The 16,575-nt window shown below is 66.8% G+C and carries 12 protein-coding genes; 1 reads left to right on the top strand and 11 read right to left on the bottom strand.

Translation table 11 applies throughout. From position 1 onward, the window contains the following. Nucleotides 1-98 precede the first annotated feature (98 nt). The 11 genes from B9A11_RS01850 to B9A11_RS01900 all read right to left on the bottom strand — a co-directional run bounded on the left by B9A11_RS01850 (nucleotide 99) and on the right by B9A11_RS01900 (nucleotide 14,932). Nucleotides 99-2,015: an SWIM zinc finger family protein gene (locus B9A11_RS01850; RefSeq protein WP_058246050.1), complete on the bottom strand. Its 1,917-nt coding sequence runs from the start codon at nucleotides 2,013-2,015 to the stop codon at nucleotides 99-101. Beyond that, nucleotides 2,012-3,121, bottom strand: coding sequence for a VWA domain-containing protein (locus B9A11_RS01855; RefSeq protein ID WP_058246049.1), 1,110 nt, complete (start codon nucleotides 3,119-3,121; stop codon nucleotides 2,012-2,014). Before B9A11_RS01855 ends, B9A11_RS01850 begins: the two co-directional genes overlap by 4 nt. Beyond that, entirely contained in the window at nucleotides 3,118-5,412 is a 2,295-nt protein-coding gene (locus B9A11_RS01860) for a DUF5682 family protein (RefSeq protein WP_058246048.1), read from the bottom strand. The genes B9A11_RS01855 and B9A11_RS01860 overlap by 4 nt, the downstream gene beginning before the upstream one ends. Beyond that, a complete protein-coding gene (locus tag B9A11_RS01865) occupies nucleotides 5,402-6,502 on the bottom strand; it encodes an ATP-binding protein (RefSeq protein WP_058246047.1) in 1,101 nt (366 codons plus the stop codon). The genes B9A11_RS01860 and B9A11_RS01865 overlap by 11 nt, the downstream gene beginning before the upstream one ends. Beyond that, a complete protein-coding gene (locus B9A11_RS01870) occupies nucleotides 6,496-10,257 on the bottom strand; it encodes a DUF4132 domain-containing protein (RefSeq protein ID WP_058246046.1) in 3,762 nt (1,253 codons plus the stop codon). Before B9A11_RS01870 ends, B9A11_RS01865 begins: the two co-directional genes overlap by 7 nt. Nucleotides 10,258-10,390: 133 nt before the next feature. After that, a complete protein-coding gene (locus B9A11_RS01875; RefSeq protein ID WP_058246045.1) occupies nucleotides 10,391-10,573 on the bottom strand; it encodes a Trm112 family protein in 183 nt (60 codons plus the stop codon). Continuing rightward, a complete protein-coding gene (locus B9A11_RS01880; protein ID WP_058246044.1) occupies nucleotides 10,570-11,208 on the bottom strand; it encodes an LON peptidase substrate-binding domain-containing protein in 639 nt (212 codons plus the stop codon). Before B9A11_RS01880 ends, B9A11_RS01875 begins: the two co-directional genes overlap by 4 nt. A gap of 26 nt (nucleotides 11,209-11,234) precedes the next feature. Beyond that, the gene (trxA, locus tag B9A11_RS01885) at nucleotides 11,235-12,146 is read right to left on the bottom strand and encodes a thioredoxin (protein ID WP_058246043.1); all 912 of its coding nucleotides are present in this window, start codon (nucleotides 12,144-12,146) and stop codon (nucleotides 11,235-11,237) included. A gap of 97 nt (nucleotides 12,147-12,243) precedes the next feature. After that, on the bottom strand, nucleotides 12,244-13,032 hold the full coding sequence (locus B9A11_RS01890) for an exodeoxyribonuclease III (RefSeq protein ID WP_058246042.1): 789 nt from the start codon (nucleotides 13,030-13,032) through the stop codon (nucleotides 12,244-12,246). Between the two features lie 63 nt (nucleotides 13,033-13,095). Then, on the bottom strand, nucleotides 13,096-14,133 hold the full coding sequence (locus B9A11_RS01895) for a succinylglutamate desuccinylase/aspartoacylase family protein (RefSeq protein WP_058246041.1): 1,038 nt from the start codon (nucleotides 14,131-14,133) through the stop codon (nucleotides 13,096-13,098). Nucleotides 14,134-14,278: 145 nt separating this feature from the next. Then, nucleotides 14,279-14,932 carry a peroxiredoxin gene (locus tag B9A11_RS01900; RefSeq protein WP_058246040.1) on the bottom strand — a complete coding sequence of 218 codons (654 nt, stop codon included), beginning with the start codon at nucleotides 14,930-14,932 and terminating at the stop codon, nucleotides 14,279-14,281. 167 nt (nucleotides 14,933-15,099) lie between these two features. On the opposite strand from B9A11_RS01900, the gene B9A11_RS01905 reads away from it, so the two are divergent. Beyond that, nucleotides 15,100-16,539, top strand: a complete 1,440-nt coding sequence (locus B9A11_RS01905; RefSeq protein WP_058246039.1) for an aldehyde dehydrogenase family protein — start codon at nucleotides 15,100-15,102, stop codon at nucleotides 16,537-16,539. Nucleotides 16,540-16,575: the final 36 nt, after the last annotated feature.

Genomic DNA, 16,575 nt, shown 5'->3' on the forward strand with positions numbered 1-16,575 from the left:
GCGGCCCAAGGTTCAAATGCAAACTGCCCTTTTCATGGATATTTTTGAATGTCTGCGCTCTGAAGGTCGCGGCGCGGCTGGTAATTTTGGCTGTGGCGTCAGCTTTGAGCGTTTTGGGAGGCGGTGCGCAGCAGGCACAGCCTCCAGCACAGGCGCAAAATGGCGTCCGAGTCAGCAGGGTCCAGCGCGCGGATTTGCGCCGCCAGCGGGTCCAGCCCAAGCGCCACGGCCTGCCGCGCCAGATCGGCGGCGCGCTGCGGGGCCATCCTTTGCGCTTGGGGGCCATCACCCAGCAGGGCAAGCCCTTGGTCAGCAAGGCATTCCACCGCCGGGATGGGGCGGGCTTTGGCATTGACCGGAGCGTGGGCCGGGGACAGCCGCGCCTTGGCCTTGGTCCACAGGGTCGCTTTGGGCGGCTTGTCTGGCACGGGCGCTGGGTCAAGCGTGACGTTCACCACCGCGCCGTCCGGGGCGATCAAGCTGATCAGGCGACACAGGCGGCCATCGCGGCTGGCCTCGATCTCGACCAGGGCGGTGTCCTCCGGGCGAAGCGCGGCGACCCAGCGTTCGGACGGCAGGACAACGCGCAGGGGCGCGCCCGTCGCATCCAACAGCGGCAAGAGGACACGCCCCGCGATGTCATCGCGTTCCGGCGCGGCGATCTGGGCGGCGCGGACCAGCGCGGGCACCGGGTGCGTCGCCGCCCGCAGGCCAAGACCCATGCGCCCCGCAACATCGCGCGCCAGCTCTGCCCAGTCGGTCTGCACCGGCAGCGCGTCCGGATCCAGCGGGCCGGTGATCTGACAGGTCAGCCCCTCGGGGAGCACGCTGTCCTGGGACATCTTCGGCGCGGGCAAATGGAGTTGGTGCCCGACCATAGCCTTGGGCGCATGGCCCGCCCACCACGGTTTGACGTAGGCGCCTTTGGGCGAGAACGTCGGGTCCATCCCGGCGGCGCGTGTTGGCCCGGTGCGGACGAACCGCTGCCCGTCCCAGCCGTGCAAGGTCAGGCCGCGCGCGCCCGACGGCGCGTCCCATCGCGCCGCCCCCAGCATCGCCACGGTACAGGCGGGCCGCACCGGATAGTCGCGCCGCAGCAGCCCGGTCAGCGCCGGGTCCGCAGGGGCGTGGCGCAGGGCGCGGGTCAGGGCATAGGCCTGCGCGAGGTCTTCGGCATAGCGCTGCGGGTCAACGCCGGGATCGTGCCGCGCCAGCGCCCCCGCCTGCCGGGCCGAGGCGCGCAGCAGCGCCGCCAAACGCGGGGCCGCATCGGCGCGCGCCGCCGAGGCCACATCCACCAAGCGGTCCTGCGCCAGCAGCGGATCGCCCTCTAGCCCGTGCTGCAACGCCGCCCGCAGCGCCTGCGCCGCGTGGTCCAAAAGCTCTGCGTCCACAGAGGCTTGGGCCGTCTGGGCGCGCGCGATGCGATGCCCACCAAGGACCAAGGCCGCCGCCGCGACAAAGCGTTTACGCCGCCCGTCCGGGCCTTTGAACAGGGCTTTGCGCAGGCCGCCCCCCGCCACAAAGGTCACCGCCCCCGGCGCGTCGGGCAAGAGCACCGCGCAGCTGCTGTCGGCCTCGGTGATCGTCGGGCGCGTGGCCCAGGCGGCGATGCGCTGCGCCTGCGGCCAATCGGCCCCGGCAAAGGCTTTGATGTCCTGCGCGCTCAGCGCGGCGATGTCCGCGCGCGCGGATTTGGGCGGTACGGCAGCGGTCTGCGGCCCGCTCTGCTCCGGCGCGGGGGCGGTTTCACGCAAGTGCTGCACCGCCATCACGATGTGGCGGCACAGCCCCGTCGCCGGGCAATCACAGCGCGCCTTGGCCACGCCGTCCGCCCCGATCAAGACCACCTGCCCCAAGGCCTCGACCTGCGCCTCGGCGCCTGTGCGTTGCACCACCCGGACCGCGCCATCCTCCGCCAAGGCCTTGCGCGCCCGGCGCACCAGCCCCGCATTCGCCAAGGCCACAAGCGCGGCGTCATCCATCGCCGCCAGCATGTCGTCCAAGGCGCTCATGCCATCGCCTCGGCCAGCCATTCGGCGAAATGTTCCGGCGTCATTGCGCCAATCTGCATCCCCAGATCCGCCGCCTTGCCCGCCAGATCGTGGTCGAACCACGCGCGCCCCGTGTCGTCCAGAGCGGGCAGGCCCAGCTGCACCACCTGCGCCTCGGCCAGCCGCGCGACGCTGGCCAAAACCCCCGCAGGCGAGCCGCCTTCGAAGAAGTCCGTGACCAGTGCAAGCACCGTCCGTGTCGGGTTGTCGATCAGCGTCTCGCAATACCGCATGGCCCGCGAGATGTCCGTACCGCCGCCCAATTGCACCGACAGCAGCGTGTCGATCGGGTCAGTCAGCCTGTCGGTGACGTCCACCACAGACGTATCGAACAGCACCATCTTGACGGTGATCCCCGGCAGCCCCGACAGGATCGCGGCCAGCACGGCGGCGTGGATCACGCTATCGCTCATAGAGCCGCTTTGGTCGACGCACAGCACCACCGTCCACGGCAGCCGCCGTTTCACCCGCGCGTTGAACCGCAGCCTTTCGGCCAGGATGCGCTGGCGGTCCGGGTCGTAGCGGCTAAGGTTGTCGCGCAGCGTGGCGCGCCAGTCAAAGTTCGCCGCCGAGGCCACGTTGGACCGGGCAAAGCGGTTGCGCTGGCCGGAAAAGGCGCGGGTGACCTTGGGGCGCAGCCGTTCCATGATCTGGTCGATGACCCGCTGGGCCACGGCGCGCAGCTGCGCCTTGAGCTGATCGGGCGCGCGGCTGTGCATCCCCAGCAGCACCGGCAGCAGATCTTGGCGCGGCTCGATCCGGGCGAGCACATCGGGGTCCTTCAGCAGCTCTGTCAGCCCATAGCGGTTCAGGGCATCGCCTTGCAGCGTCTCGAAAACGTCCCCGGGGAACAGCGCGCGCGACTGGTTCAGCCAAGACAGCGCGGTGAGTTGCGTGGGATCAAGCGAGCCTTCCTTGCCGCCGATCCCGCGCGCGGCGTACTCACGGCGATAGAGAAAGTCCAAAGCCTCATCCCGCGCGCCATCCTGCCCGGGCAACCCGCCCAGTTTGTCCTGCGCATAGCGGCCCAGCATCAGGCGCCAGCGGCGGGAGGCCTCGCTGCTCATGGCTGGTCCTCCAGACCGTCGGCGCGCAGGGCCGCCTGCACCGCCAGATGCGCCTCTAGGGCCAAGGTGACCTCGGCCTCGGACAGCGGCGCGCTGTGGATGTCGGGCCGCGCGCCGTGGCGCTGCGCCAAGACGTCTGCCAGCCGGTCCGTCTCTCGGGGGTTGAGCGCGGTCAGGATGCGGCGCATCTGCGGCAAAAGGCTTAGGAACTCCGCCTCTGGCAGGCTGGCAAAGAACCCGTCGATCTCGGCCAGAACCTCGGGCTGGGTCCACAGCACCGACGGCGCGGTCACCAGCATCCCGCGCATCACCCCGGTGCGCTCTGCGACGTCGAACACCGCCGCGTGGAACTCGCTGCGCAAGGCGGCCACCAGATCGGCGGGGGCCACATGCCCCGACCGCAGCGCCAGCGCCAGCGCCGCGCCCTTGATCTGCGGCGGCGCGTCACGGCGGGCAAGGCGCGCGACCGCGTCGAGGAACAGCGCCGGATCAAGGCTGCCTTCGGTGTCCGAGGCCAGCAAATCCGCCACCAGCCGCAGCGCGCGCACCGCCCCCGGCACATCGCCCTCGGGCAGGGTCGGCAGGTCATCGGCAAGGTAGACCAGCCGCGCATAGCCCCGCGCCAGCAGTTGCGGCAGATCGAGGCCTTTGGGCGCGCGCATCGGCCCGCGCGTATGGCTCAGGCCATAGAGCCGCTGCAAGGCGTGGGCCATCTCGGCAAAGGCGCAAGAGCTCTCGATGCTGTGCCCCAGAGCAGTCACAAAGGGGTGCAGCCGCATCCCCAGCCCGGCGCGAATGCCCTGCCCCAAAAGGGTGATCTGGTCGGGCAGCGTATCCTTGGGCGCTTGGGTCAGCGTCCACAGGCAGGCCGCCGCGACGCTGTCGCCCGCCCCTTGGGTGGCCAGCTGGATCAGGCGGGTTTCGACGATGGGCGACCATCCATAGGACCACTCTTCGAACAGGCGATCCGCGCCCAGCCCTGTCGCGTAATCCGGCCCCGCGGTCATGCGGGCAAACCCGCTGTCCAGCAGCTGCATGGCGTGGAGAAAGCGCGAGGTTTGCAGATGCGCGTCCTTGCGGTGGATGTCCAAACGCTTTTGTTTTTCAAGGGATTGGGTGAGGTCGAGCCGGGTCTTGGCGGCGCGGGCGCGGGCATCGGCCACGAGCGGCAAGACCTGCTGCCCCGGCTTGACCCGCCCCAGCGCTGTGCCGTGCCAGTGGCGGCGCAGGCGCTGTGCCCAGGCGTCATGGGCGGTGACCTGTCCCTTGGTCAGGGCGGTTTGGGCGGCATCGAACAGGTCGTGCCGCAGCACCGCCGCCCGCCCGCGCAAGCCCGCCAAGCCATGCGCCACGCGCAGCAGTTCGACCTTGGATGGCAGGGCGGTGGGGTGGCCTTGGGTGGCAGCTTCGGTCAGGAAGGTTTGGATCAGATCGGCGGTCAGGCTCGGCCAGTCGGGCGGGCCGTTCGCAGCCTCGGCGGCGTGCCAGAGCGCGTCGTAATACCCTGGCTGCGGCAGGCCCGCGCCATAGCCCGCAAGCGCGTCCATCGCCGCGTGGCCGTAACCGATGAGGTAAGCGTCTTGGCAGGGCGGAACCTCTGGCGCAGGGCCTTGTGGGTCGGTCAAGGCGGGGGCGTGAAAGCCGCCGACCACCGCGACGGTGCGGCCTTTGGGAAGTGCCTGAGCGATGTGCGCAGACATGTCGGCTTCGCGGGCTGCGTTGTTGGCGTCGGGCGCAGGCGTGGCGGCGCGCAGCCCCGCGCAGTAGCGGCCCACGTCGGTCAGCAGCGCCCGCCAATCCCCCTCGCCCAGGCGCGATTCAAACAGGTGGTCCCACAGCTCGAACCCGTCGCGGCAGCCGGTGCGCGCGCACAGCCCCGCGATATAGTCACCGCTGTCAAAGGCGTGCTCGTCCGTTGCCGGGATCGGGCCGACCTGTTCGCCGGTGAACAGACGGTCCGAGGGCAAGTCGATAAAGCGCACCTCGGCCCCCATCGCCAGCGCCTCGGACATGGCCACGTATTCCGGGCTGTGATCACACAAAGGCAGATAGGCGGCGCGCCCCTCGCGCAGCATCACCGCCGCCACCGGGGGCCGGGTCGCGGCGTCGCAGAGGTCGGGGATCAGCGGCGAAAGGTCCGCTGGCCCTTCGATCAGCACCGTCTTGGGGCGCACCTCGCGGATCAGCGCCCGCACCGCCCAGGCGCAGGCGGGCGAATGATGCCGGATCGGCGCAATCCACAGCCCGCGATCCGGCTGGAACAGCGGCGGGTCGAAACCGTCAGCCGTCATGCGACTGGCGTGCGCCCTTGTGGAAGGCCGCCCATGTGGCGCTGCTTTGGCCACGTTTCTTGGCGATCTGGTCGGTGTAGGCGCGCAGTTTGCGGGCGTCTTCGGGGTCGTCCTTAAAGACCACGCCGCGCAGTTGTTGGGCCACATGCGCGCCCGTCACCGGCCCGCCGTCGAGGTAGCCCGCCGCCAGCATCGCCGCCTGCGCGGTGTTGACCGCCTCGGCGGTGGACATGACCGAAGACGGCACCGGCACGCTTGCCCCGTCCGCCGTCACCCCGGTGCGCAACTCGCGGAACACGGCGACCACGAGGTCGAGCACATCGTCCGGCATCTGCGCGGGCAGATCGTGCGCGGCCATGCGTTCGGCCAATTGCGCGGCGATCAGACGTTTCTCAAAGGCGGCGTCGGCAATCGGGTGGACGGTTTCGAAATTGAAGCGCCGTTTGAGCGCGCTGGACATGTCGTGCACGCCCCGGTCGCGCAGGTTGGCGGTGGCGATGACGTTGAAACCGGGGGCGGCGCGGTATTCGGCCTGCGGGCCAAGCTCTGGCACCGCAATGGTTTTTTCCGACAAGAGAGAGATCATGGCGTCCTGCACCTCGGGCGCGCAGCGGGTCAGTTCCTCGATCCTTGCAATGCGGCCTTCGCGCATGGCGGTCAGCAGCGGCGAGGGGACCATGGCGCGTTCGGACGGCCCTTCGGCCAGCAAGAGCGCGTAGTTCCAGCCGTAGCGCAGGTGATCCTCGACCACGCCTGCGGACCCTTGGACCACGAGGGTCGAGCTGCCGCCGATGGCCGCCGCGAGCAGCTCGGACAGCATGGATTTCGCCGTCCCCGGCTCGCCCACCAGCATCAAGCCTTGCTGGCCCATGAGGGACACGATAGCGCGGTCGACCAGCGCGTCGTCGCCAAAGAATTTCTGGGTCACGCCAAGGCCCGCATCGCCAAGGATGAACCGCCGCACCGCGCGCGGCGACAATCGCCAGCCGCGCGGGGTGGGCGCGTCGTCCCCCTGCCCCAGCGCCGCCAGTTCAGAGGCGAATTTCACCTCGGCGGGGGCGCGTTGAACGTCTGTGTCCGGGCTTACCATGGAGCGACCTTTTCCCATTCGGGGTCAAAGCTGGCCTTTGCGGCGATGGCGTGCAAGTCCGCCCAGCATTCGGCCAGCATGACCGGCGGCAGCTTGCCCAGTGCGATCTTTTGCCCCGAACCATAGCCGCGCGACACCCCGGCTGGCAGGCGTTCAAAGAACATGGTCTTGATCGCCACGGGGATGTTGTCCTGTTCCACATGGTTGCCGGTGAATTCCAGCACGGCCACGATGCCTTCGGAGCTGAAGTGCCGTGTGTAGCAGTCGAAGCCCCCACCATCGAGCGCATCGCCACGCTCGTACCCGGCCTTGGTCACCGCGCTGCGCAGGGTAAAGGCATCGGTGACCCAGCCTTTGCGGTCCTCAAGGTCGGTGGCCTTGGCCATGTCCTCGGGCAGGCGCGGCAGGTTGGCGCGGACCTGTTCAAACAGTTGTTTGACCTCGTAGTCCTTAAGGTGGGCGCGCCACGCCTTGGTGTCCTCTGGCGGCAGGGTCGAGGCGTGGGCGAGCCGGATTTGCGCCACGCCCTCAAGGGTCACGTCGCCGTCGGCATTATCAAGGAAATCGCCCTCGGGCGTGGGGCGGAAGCTGCCCGTCGGGTGGCCTTCGGCGTCCAGCGTCTGCCAGATCAACCGCTCGATCAGCTTGCGCATCAAGGGGTGCTCGTAAAAGTCGCGCTGCCAGTCCTCGGGGGTCCAGGCGCGGCCTACGCACATGGCTTCGAACAGGCGGGCGGTCTGAAAGGCGACGGCCTGCTTGATCTCTTTCTTGGCGGCGCTCAGCGCCTTTTTCGAGGCTTTGGTGATGTCGTCGTCACCTGCGGGCAACGCCTTGATCGGCTTGCCGTCGGGGTTGAAGACCGCCAAGGCCAGCTTTTCGTCCAACCGCGCGACGTAGGTTTTCGAGCCCGCCGCCACGGGCAATTCCAAGCGCCCGTCGTCGTCGAGGCCCCCGGTGGGCACGGTGCGGTCGGCCAGCTGGTCGGTGGTCCAGTCGTTGCGCTCGGCCACCGCTTGGACCAGTTCATTGGCGCGCGCCTGCACCGATTTCTGACGCAAGCGCGTGGCGGCGGCGATCACCACCTGCAAGGACAGCGCGTCTCCCTTGGCGGCCATCAGCTCCAGCAAGGACGTGGTCTGGCTGGTGCGCCCGCCGTGCTGGCGCAGGTAGCTGCGGACTTTGGCAACGGCGTGGGCGGGCGGGACGCGCACCGCGAGGGCCAGCATCCCCTTGGCGCTGGCGGCGGAGTTGGGGTTTTCCACCCGCACGAACTTGCGCAGGTAGGCGACCTTTTCATCGTCGGTCATATTGGCCGCCTCGGGGTAATACAGGTGCCAGAGGTTGCCGTAACTCCGCATGGTCTTGCGGATATGCGCGAGGATCGCCTCCTCGCTCGGGGGGGCGGTGTCATAGCCGATCCACGCGTCGAACATATAGGTCGACAGGGTCACGGCGTCCTCGGGCCGCAGCTGATCAAGGTACAGCTCGAACAGGCCGGTGTCGCCGGGCGCCTTGAGCTTGACCGCCATGGCGAGCCACCATTGCACCACCTCGGGCGGGACCGGCGTGCCATCGGCATAGGCCACCTGCGGCAGGGTATTCAGGTCAAGCCAGTCCACATCCTTAAAGCTGGCCTTTTTCAGACCCTTGGTCGCCTCGGTCAGCAGCGCCTTTGGCCCGACAAAGGCGGAAATATCCTGATCAAAGGCGCGCAGGGCCGACAGCATCGCCGCCTTGGCCACCACGCTCTTTTCCTTTTTCAGGCGGGTTTGCAGGGCGTCAACCGCCGGGGCATACCCCATCTCGGCCAGCATCCGCGCGGCGGTGGCGCGCACCGCCTGACGGCTGTCGCCCAGCATGTCGGTCAGCGCGCCCTCAAAGCCGCCCGTGCGCCGCATCAAGGCCTGCGCAAGCTTGGCGTGGGCTTTCTTGCCGGTCAGCGCAATGTCCAGCACCGCCGAGGCATGGCGCGCGGGCACCTTGGGCAGCAGGTCCAGCAGGCGCAACGCCGTGTCGGTTTGCGACGGCACGCCGGGGTCAGAGACCATCCCCAAAAGCTTGTCCAGAACCCCGAGATTCTCCGCCAGCAAGGGCCAGGCCACCGAGGCGGCGTAGGGTTCGGGCCGATAGCCATAGCGCCCTTGGGCATAGAGATCCAAAAGCAGATCGCCGGGGCGGCGCGCGCGTGCGGCCTTCGCTCCCCAGATCAATATTGCCTGATCCGGCTTGGCCAGGATCAGCTTTTCCAGATAGCGCAAATCGCCAAGATCTGAGAGTAGGTAGGAGTTGATCACCGAGACCAGCGCACGCTCGTGCCCGACGCCGTAGGAAAACGACGTGAACCGAGAAACGCTGTTTACCGCAGCCTGTAGGGCATTGCCCACGGGGATTTCTGCAAACATGGCGGCGACGGGCGCAAAGCTTGCGGGATAGCTTAGCCGCCTGCGCAGATCCTTGACCTCGTTCAGCGCGCTTTTGTCGCCGCTGCGCAGCCGCAACACGCCTTTGACATAGCTTTCGGCGGGCAGGCTGGAGGCGTATTCCAGATAGTGGGTTCGCTTGCCTTCCTTGCGGATCGCCTGATACTCGGCCTCGAGCGTCTCGCCGGCCTGGAACAAGGCGTCCAGTACCTCTGGCGAGGGATCGGGCAGCGGGCCATGCGGGGGCGCAATCATCGGCGGGATTTCCACCCAAGACCCATCCTGCGCGCGGTAGCCGGGGGTGTCCTCGGGGGCGGGCTCGGCCTGTTTGGTGGTGGCGGTGATGCCAAGATAGGCGTTGATGGCGGCGGTGATCCGATCGGATTTCTCGGTGTCCAGATGGGCGCGCAGGGCCTTGGACCCGGCATCGCTGCCGGTCAGCTTGAACAGATCGAGCGCCACCAGACGGCTGGCGGCTTTGCCATCGCTCAGCAGGCGCTTGGCCTCGGCGTCGATCTTCAGCGGGTGCAGTTTGGAGATGGCGGACAGCGCCAGCGCGCGGATCTTCTTGGAGCTGTCGGTGAGTGCGCCGGTGACCATGGTCTCGATCTCTGGCACGTCCATCAAGGATTCGTCGACGATATATTTGAACAGCTCTTCGCGGCTTTGCAGGTCCAGCCGGGTGTTCTGCGCCACAAAAGCCGCAGGGTGTGCGCGCACCGCATCCGGGCCGGACAGGCGTTTCATCATAGTGCCGGTCTGGCCGCGAATGTACCGATTGGGCTGGCTGAACACCGCGTCAAAGAGGTCTTCGGCGGTGCCGCCCAGCTGCTCGATCACCGCCAGCACTTGGGGCAAGGTCGCCTGAGCGCGCGCCGCGTCGGTGCCAATCCCAAGCCGCAGGTCTTGCCGTTCGCTGAGGTAGATCACCACCTCTTGCGGCACCTTCGCCGAGGCAACCACCGGCAGGTGATACGACGCGCCCCGCTTGTGGCCCAAGGCCATAGAGGCGGCCAGCACGCGGATATACCGCGCCACCAGCGCGGGCTCTATTTCCAGATCGGCAAAGATAGTCCGGCGGGGCTTGAGAATGTCAGCTTGACGGGAGAAATGATCGGGATGCACCCCGGCCTTGAGTTCGACATTGAGCTGTTCGATGCGCGCCAGACAGCTGTCGTCGCCCTGCCCCTGGATATAGTCCCAGGCCGCGTGACCCATCCCGGTTTCCGCCTGCTCCAGCAGCTCCAGATCGGGGGGCAACGGCAGCCCGCCAGAGTCCGAGCCTGAACCCTTGCGGCCCGTCAGAGCGCCCAAAGCCTTGCGAAAAAGTGACATTGCCTGTTCCTGCGGTTTTTACCTTTTGACGCCAACCAGCGTAAAGGCAAACCGCCCGCGGCGGCATCACAAAGCCGCGCGCCACACGCAAAACGCGCGCCCGCGTGGCGCAATTCCCACAAAGGTCAGGGGCTTAGTCGTCGAGCTTGCGGGCTTCGTCCATCAGCATGATCGGGATGCCGTCGCGGATCGGATAAGCCAGCCCTGCGCGTTTGGACACCAATTCCTGCGCCTCGGCGTCATATTCCAGCGTGGCATGGGTGACGGGGCAAATCAGCGCCTCGAGCATACGGCGGTCGAACACGGTTTCGGTCATTGCATCAAATCCTCTTCACCGCCCCGCAGATCATATTCGATCAGGGTAATCAAGGTCTCGCGCCGGGTAGCCAGCGACGGTGCCTCTAGCAAGGCTTGCTTGTCCTCGGGCGACAGGTCCAGCAGCATCGACAGCGAGTTGAGCAGCAGCTCGTCGTCGGCCTCTTGCAGCGTGTCCCAGTCGGCGGACAGCTCATGCGCGGTAAAGTAGCGGTCGAGCAGCGACAAAAACGCCGCGCGGTCAAAGGCCTTGTCCTGCTCCGGCCCTTTGCGGTCCTGTTCAAAGCCGTCCCATGACACTTCGCAGCGGCGATAGGGGCTAAAGCCCTCGATCTCTTGAGTGATGCGAAAGCGCGAGATGCCCGCAAGGGTGATCATATAGCGCCCGTCCTCGGTTTCCGAGAACTGCGTGACGCGGCCCGCGCAGCCGATCAGGTGCAGCGCCCCGTCCGCCTCTGGGCGCGGGTTGGGCTGCACCATGCCGATCAGACGCGTATCTGTTTTCAGACAATCGTCCACCATCGCCAAGTAGCGCGGCTCAAAGATGTGCAAGGGCAACCGAGAGCGCGGCAACAGCAGCGCCCCCGGCAAGGGAAACACCGGGAGCGTGCCCGGCAGATCGGTGATCCATGTCATAGGCTGACAGTAGCCCGCGCGCGGCGTCAGGCAAATATCATCGACGACAATTTGCGACGACCGTTCAGAACCACCGGATCGTTGGGCTTGAGCGCCTCGAAGATGGTGAACAGCTGGGTCTTGGCCGCGCCGTCGTTCCACTCGCGGTCGCGCTTGAACAGCTCGAGCAGCTGGGCCACCGCGCCTTCGGCGTCGCCTGCCGCATACATGGCCTGCGCGAGGTCAAAACGGGCCTGCGCGTTGTCCGGCTCTGCCTCGACCTGGGCGGTCAGCTCGGCGATGGGGCCAGCGTCGGCGGCTTGCTTGGCCAGCTCCAGCTGGGCGTGGGCGGCCTCGAGTTCCGGCGCCTTGGAGATTTCCGCCGGGGCACCGTTCAGCACCGCTTCGGCCTGCTCCAGATCGCCCACGGCGATATGCGCGCGGACAAGGCCACTGTAGGCTTTGGCGTTCACCGGGTCTTCGCCAAGGATCGCGGCAAAGGTCTGGGCCGCGTCGGCCACCGCGCCCTGATCCAGCATCTCTTCGGCGGCGGCGATGGCATCGTCCAGACCACCCGAAACGTCCCCGCCGGACGCCTGCACCACACGTTCGATGAACGCCTTGAGCTCGGACGGCGGCAGCGCGCCCTGGAACCCGTCGACCGGCTGCCCCTTGTAAAAGGCGTAGACCGTCGGGATCGACTGGATCTGCATCTGGCCGGCGATCATCTGCGCCTCGTCGACGTTGACCTTGACCATCTTGACCGCGCCCTTGGCGGCGGTGACAGCGGCCTCAAGCGCCGGTCCAAGCTGTTTGCACGGGCCGCACCACGGCGCCCAGAAATCCACGATCACCGGCACCTCGGCAGAGCCATCCACAACCTCGGTCATGAATTCCGCTTCGGTGATGTCCTTGACCAAATCCCCCGCCGGGGCCGCACCTTGTCCTAGTTCGAGCATACTCGCCTCCGCCTTTGGCGTTTCCTTGCCGCTTTAGATGGATCACGCGCCGGTGAGTTGCAAGGGGCGCGCCCCCCGCGAAAACGTCGCGGCAGGGTTATACGTCAAAGGTTGCGAACACAGGCGCGTGGTCAGAGGGCTGTTCCCAGCCGCGCACGTGGCGCAACACCCGGCTGGAATGCGCCGCCCCGGCGATGTCGGGCGTGGCCCAGACGTGGTCCAGACGGCGGCCCTTGTCCGCGCCGTCCCAGTCCTTGGCGCGGTAGGACCACCAAGAGTACAGCTTGCCCTCGGGGATGTCCTTGCGGGTGATGTCGACCCATGCGCCCGCCTCTTGGGTTTCCGCGAGGGCCGCGACCTCGACCGGCGTGTGGCTGACGATCTTCAGCAGTTTCTTGTGATCCCAGACGTCATCTTCGCGCGGGGCGATGTTCAAATCCCCCACGAGGATCGCCTTTTCCGGCGTGTTGGCGCGGAAGTAGTCGCGCATCTCGGCAAGGTAATCGAGCTTTTGCCCGAACTTGACGTTGACCTCGCGGTCGGGCACGTCGCCGCCCGCAGGCACGTAAAAGTTGTGGATGGTCACGCCGTTTTCCAGCCGCCCTGCAACGTGGCGCGCGTGACCCAGATCGGCGAAGTCCTCGCCGCCCACGTCCTCGATCGGCAGGCGCGACAGGATCGCCACGCCGTTATAGCCCTTTTGCCCGCGCCCCACGAGATGGGGATAGCCTGCCTCGGCGAACACTTCGGTCGGGATTTTCTCGACCGGGGTTTTGCATTCTTGCAGGCACAGCACGTCCGGCCCCTCTTCGCGCAGCAGTTGCGTCACCAAGCCCTTGCGAAGGCGGACAGAATTGATGTTCCAGGTGGCCAGCGTAAAGGGCATGGGGGTCTCCGACAGGTCAAGGGTTGGCGCAACCTGCCAAGGCGGGCGGCAGGGTGCAACCGCTTAGATGATTTCGTCCTCGTCGAACAGGGGGGCGGCCTCCATGTGCTCGTCGAACCCTTCGGCGGCCTTTTCGTGCATCGCTTGCGTTTTCGGAACGGCGATGTGGAACAGCGCGTCGCCCTCGTTGACGATGGGCAGGTTGGTGCGGCCAATGACGATGCCTGCGGTTTCCGCCGTGACCTCGGCTTCGCGTTCGCCAAAGGGGTCGGACACAACGCCCAGCACGGTGCCCGGCTCGACGTAATCGCCGCATCCCTTGAGCGTCCGGAGCAGCCCCCCGGACGGCGCGCGCACCCACGACGAGCGTTCGCAAAACACCGACGCGCCGCGCGCCTTGGGCACGCCGCGGTGGGCGATCATCCCGAGCTTTTCCATGACGCGCAGGATGCCCGCCACCCCGGCGCGCGCCGCGAATTCGTCAAAGCGCAGCCCCTCGCCCGCCTCGTACAGCAGCACGTCGACACCGGCTTTTTCGGCCTCGAGCCGCAAGGACCCCTCGCGGGTTTTCGAGTTCATGGTGACCGGCGCGGCAAAGGCATCGCCCAGTTCGCGCAGCCGCGCGTTGCCCGGGGTCAGGCGGATTTGCGGCAGGTTATCGCGCCCCACGGCGGCCGAGTGCAGGTCGATGCCCACGTCGCAGCGCTGGACGATCTCTTCCATAAAGATATGCGCCAACCGCGCCGCGAGGCTGCCATGCGAGACGCCGGGAAAAACGCGGTTCAGGTCGCGGCGGTCGGGCAGATAGCGGCTGTGGTTGATGAACCCGAACGTGTTGACGATGGGCACGGCGATCAAGGTGCCCGACAGGCGCGACACAGGCGCGGCGCGCAGCAGGCGGCGGACGATTTCCACGCCGATGACTTCGTCGCCGTGGATCGCCGCCGAGACGAACATGACCGGGCCGGGTTTGCGCCCGTGCACCACATGCGCCGACATGGTCACCGGCGTGTGGTCGGACATGACCGACACGGGCAAATCGACGGTCCGGCGCTGGCCGGGCAGGATGCTTTGGGTTCCCAGATCAAAGGCGTCGCGCATGGGGCTCTCTCATTTTTTGCGCATTGGACGCTGAATCGCGCCCCGGTGCAAGCCCTTGCCAACAAGCGAACCTGCGCAAGCCCTTGTGCCAAAACGAAAACGGGCGCCCCGCATGGGACGCCCGCCTATCGGTATCAAACCGCGATTACGCCGGGTTCTTGGCGTAGCGCAGGTAGGGCAGCTGTTTGTCCAGCGTGCCGAATTTCTCTTCGGCGGCGGCGTCGTCCAGCGACAGGGCCACGATCACGTCCTGACCGGTTTCCCAGTTCGCCGGGGTCGCCAGCGGCTGGCCAAAGGTGCGCTGAAGCCCGTCGAGCGCGCGCAGCACTTCGGCAAAGTTGCGGCCCACGGACATCGGGTAGGTCATCATCAGCTGCACCTTTTTGTCGGGCGAGACGATGAACACCGAGCGCACGGTGGCGCTGTCGGCGGGGGTGCGACCATCGGGCAGATAGGCGTCGGCGGGCAGCATATCCAGCGCCTTGGCAACCGCGAGGTCTTCGTCAGCGATGATCGGGAAACCGGCGGGCGCGCCTGCGGTCTTTTCGATGTCGGCCTTCCAGCCCTTGTGCTCTTCGACGCCATCGACGGAGATGCCCATTACCTTGGTACCGCGCTTGGCCCATTCGTCCGCCAGCTGGGCGACCGCGCCGAATTCGGTGGTGCAGACCGGGGTGTAATCCTTGGGGTGGGAAAAGAAGATCGCCCAGGAGTCGCCTTGCCAATCGTGCAGGTCGAATTCGCCCAGATCGGTGGTCACGTGGAGGTTCGGGAACTGGTCATTGATGCGCAGAGCCATTGGTTTTTCCTTCCTGTCCGAGAGTCTCGGGGTTGATTTGCTCGCATTAGATAAATTCTAAATTGGGGATGTAAAGGGCCACTTGCGGCCCCTCTGACAGAGTGTCACAGTGCGGCCCAAGGCTGACCACGCGGTCGGCAAAACGCAAAAGCTTTGGGAGAGAAGCGATGCAAGAGCACAAACAGTTTTACATCAACGGGGCTTGGGTCGATGCCATCGAGGGCACCGACTACAACGTCATCAACCCCACCACCGAAGAGCCCTGCGCGGTGATTGCGCTGGGGGGTCAGGCCGATGCGGATGCCGCCGTAGCCGCCGCCAAGGCCGCCCTGCCCGGCTGGATGGCGACCCCGGTCGAGCAGCGCATCGAAGCGCTGGAGCGGGTTTATGCCGCCTATAAGGCACGCGCCGAGGATCTGGCGCAGGCCATGAGCCTCGCCATGGGTGCGCCGCAGGATCTGGCACGCACGGCGCAGGTCGGCGCGGGCATCGCGCACCTCAAGGGATTCATCAACGCGGCCAAGGCCTTTGACTGGGAAAAACCGCTGGGGGACCACGCGCCGGATACGATCATTCGCCATGAGGCGGTGGGCGTTTGCGCGCTGATCACGCCTTGGAACTGGCCGATGAACCAGATCACGCTCAAGGTCGGCGCGGCGCTTGTGGCGGGCAACACCATGGTGCTGAAACCGTCCGAAGAGTCGGCGCTGGACGGCATCGTCTTTGCCGAGATCATGGACGCGGCGGGCCTGCCCAAGGGTGTGTTCAACCTTGTGAACGGCGATGGCGCGGGCGTGGGTTCGCGTCTGTCGTCGCACCCGGATGTGGACATGGTGAGCTTTACCGGCTCGACCCGCGCCGGGATCGCCATTTCCAAGGCGGCGGCGGAGACTTTGAAGCGCGTGCACCTCGAGCTTGGCGGCAAGGGCGCGAACCTCGTGTTTGCCGATGCGGACGACAAGGCGATCAAGCGCGGCGTGCTGCACATGATGAACAACACCGGCCAATCGTGCAACGCGCCCAGCCGGATGATCGTCGAAGCCTCGCGCTATGACGCCGCCGTCGAAGAGGCCGCCGCGACCGCGAACAAGGTCACCGTCGGCCCCGCCGATGAGGAAGGCCGCCACATCGGCCCGGTGGTCAACGAATCCCAGTGGAACAAGATCCAGGACCTGATCCAGAAGGGCATCGACGAGGGCGCGCGCCTTGTTGCCGGTGGTCTGGGGCGGCCTGAGGGCTTGAACAAGGGCTTTTACGTGCGGCCCACGGTTTTTGCCGATGTGACCAACGATATGACCATCGCGCGCGAAGAGATTTTCGGCCCGGTGCTGTCGATCCTCAAGTTCGAGACAGAGGAAGAGGCGGTGCAGATCGCCAATGACACGCCCTACGGTCTGACGAACTATGTGCAGTCCACGGATGTGGAGCGCCGCCACCGTCTGGCGCGTCAGCTGCGCTCGGGCATGGTCGAAATGAACGGCAAGCCGCGCGGGCCCGGTGCGCCCTTTGGCGGGGTCAAGGCGTCGGGCAATGGCCGCGAGGCGGGCAGCTGGGGCATCCACGACTTTGTGGAAGTGAAGGCGATTTCCGGCTGGCTGGATGAGTGATTGATCGGGGGGGCGCACCAGAGGTGCGCATTTAGA

The sequence above is a fragment of the Tropicibacter naphthalenivorans genome (assembly GCF_900176475.1).
Taxonomy (GTDB): Bacteria; Pseudomonadota; Alphaproteobacteria; order Rhodobacterales; family Rhodobacteraceae; genus Tropicibacter; species Tropicibacter naphthalenivorans.

Coding starts and splice junctions, on each gene's coding strand:
- B9A11_RS01905 (WP_058246039.1), top strand. CDS start 15,100: ATGCAAGAGCACAAACAGTTTTACATCAACGGGGCTTGGGTCGATGCC.
- B9A11_RS01880 (WP_058246044.1), bottom strand. CDS start 11,208: ATGACATGGATCACCGATCTGCCGGGCACGCTCCCGGTGTTTCCCTTG.
- B9A11_RS01865 (WP_058246047.1), bottom strand. CDS start 6,502: ATGGTAAGCCCGGACACAGACGTTCAACGCGCCCCCGCCGAGGTGAAA.
- trxA (WP_058246043.1), bottom strand. CDS start 12,146: ATGCTCGAACTAGGACAAGGTGCGGCCCCGGCGGGGGATTTGGTCAAG.
- B9A11_RS01895 (WP_058246041.1), bottom strand. CDS start 14,133: ATGCGCGACGCCTTTGATCTGGGAACCCAAAGCATCCTGCCCGGCCAG.
- B9A11_RS01875 (WP_058246045.1), bottom strand. CDS start 10,573: ATGACCGAAACCGTGTTCGACCGCCGTATGCTCGAGGCGCTGATTTGC.
- B9A11_RS01860 (WP_058246048.1), bottom strand. CDS start 5,412: ATGACGGCTGACGGTTTCGACCCGCCGCTGTTCCAGCCGGATCGCGGG.
- B9A11_RS01900 (WP_058246040.1), bottom strand. CDS start 14,932: ATGGCTCTGCGCATCAATGACCAGTTCCCGAACCTCCACGTGACCACC.
- B9A11_RS01870 (WP_058246046.1), bottom strand. CDS start 10,257: ATGTCACTTTTTCGCAAGGCTTTGGGCGCTCTGACGGGCCGCAAGGGT.
- B9A11_RS01850 (WP_058246050.1), bottom strand. CDS start 2,015: ATGAGCGCCTTGGACGACATGCTGGCGGCGATGGATGACGCCGCGCTT.
- B9A11_RS01855 (WP_058246049.1), bottom strand. CDS start 3,121: ATGAGCAGCGAGGCCTCCCGCCGCTGGCGCCTGATGCTGGGCCGCTAT.
- B9A11_RS01890 (WP_058246042.1), bottom strand. CDS start 13,032: ATGCCCTTTACGCTGGCCACCTGGAACATCAATTCTGTCCGCCTTCGC.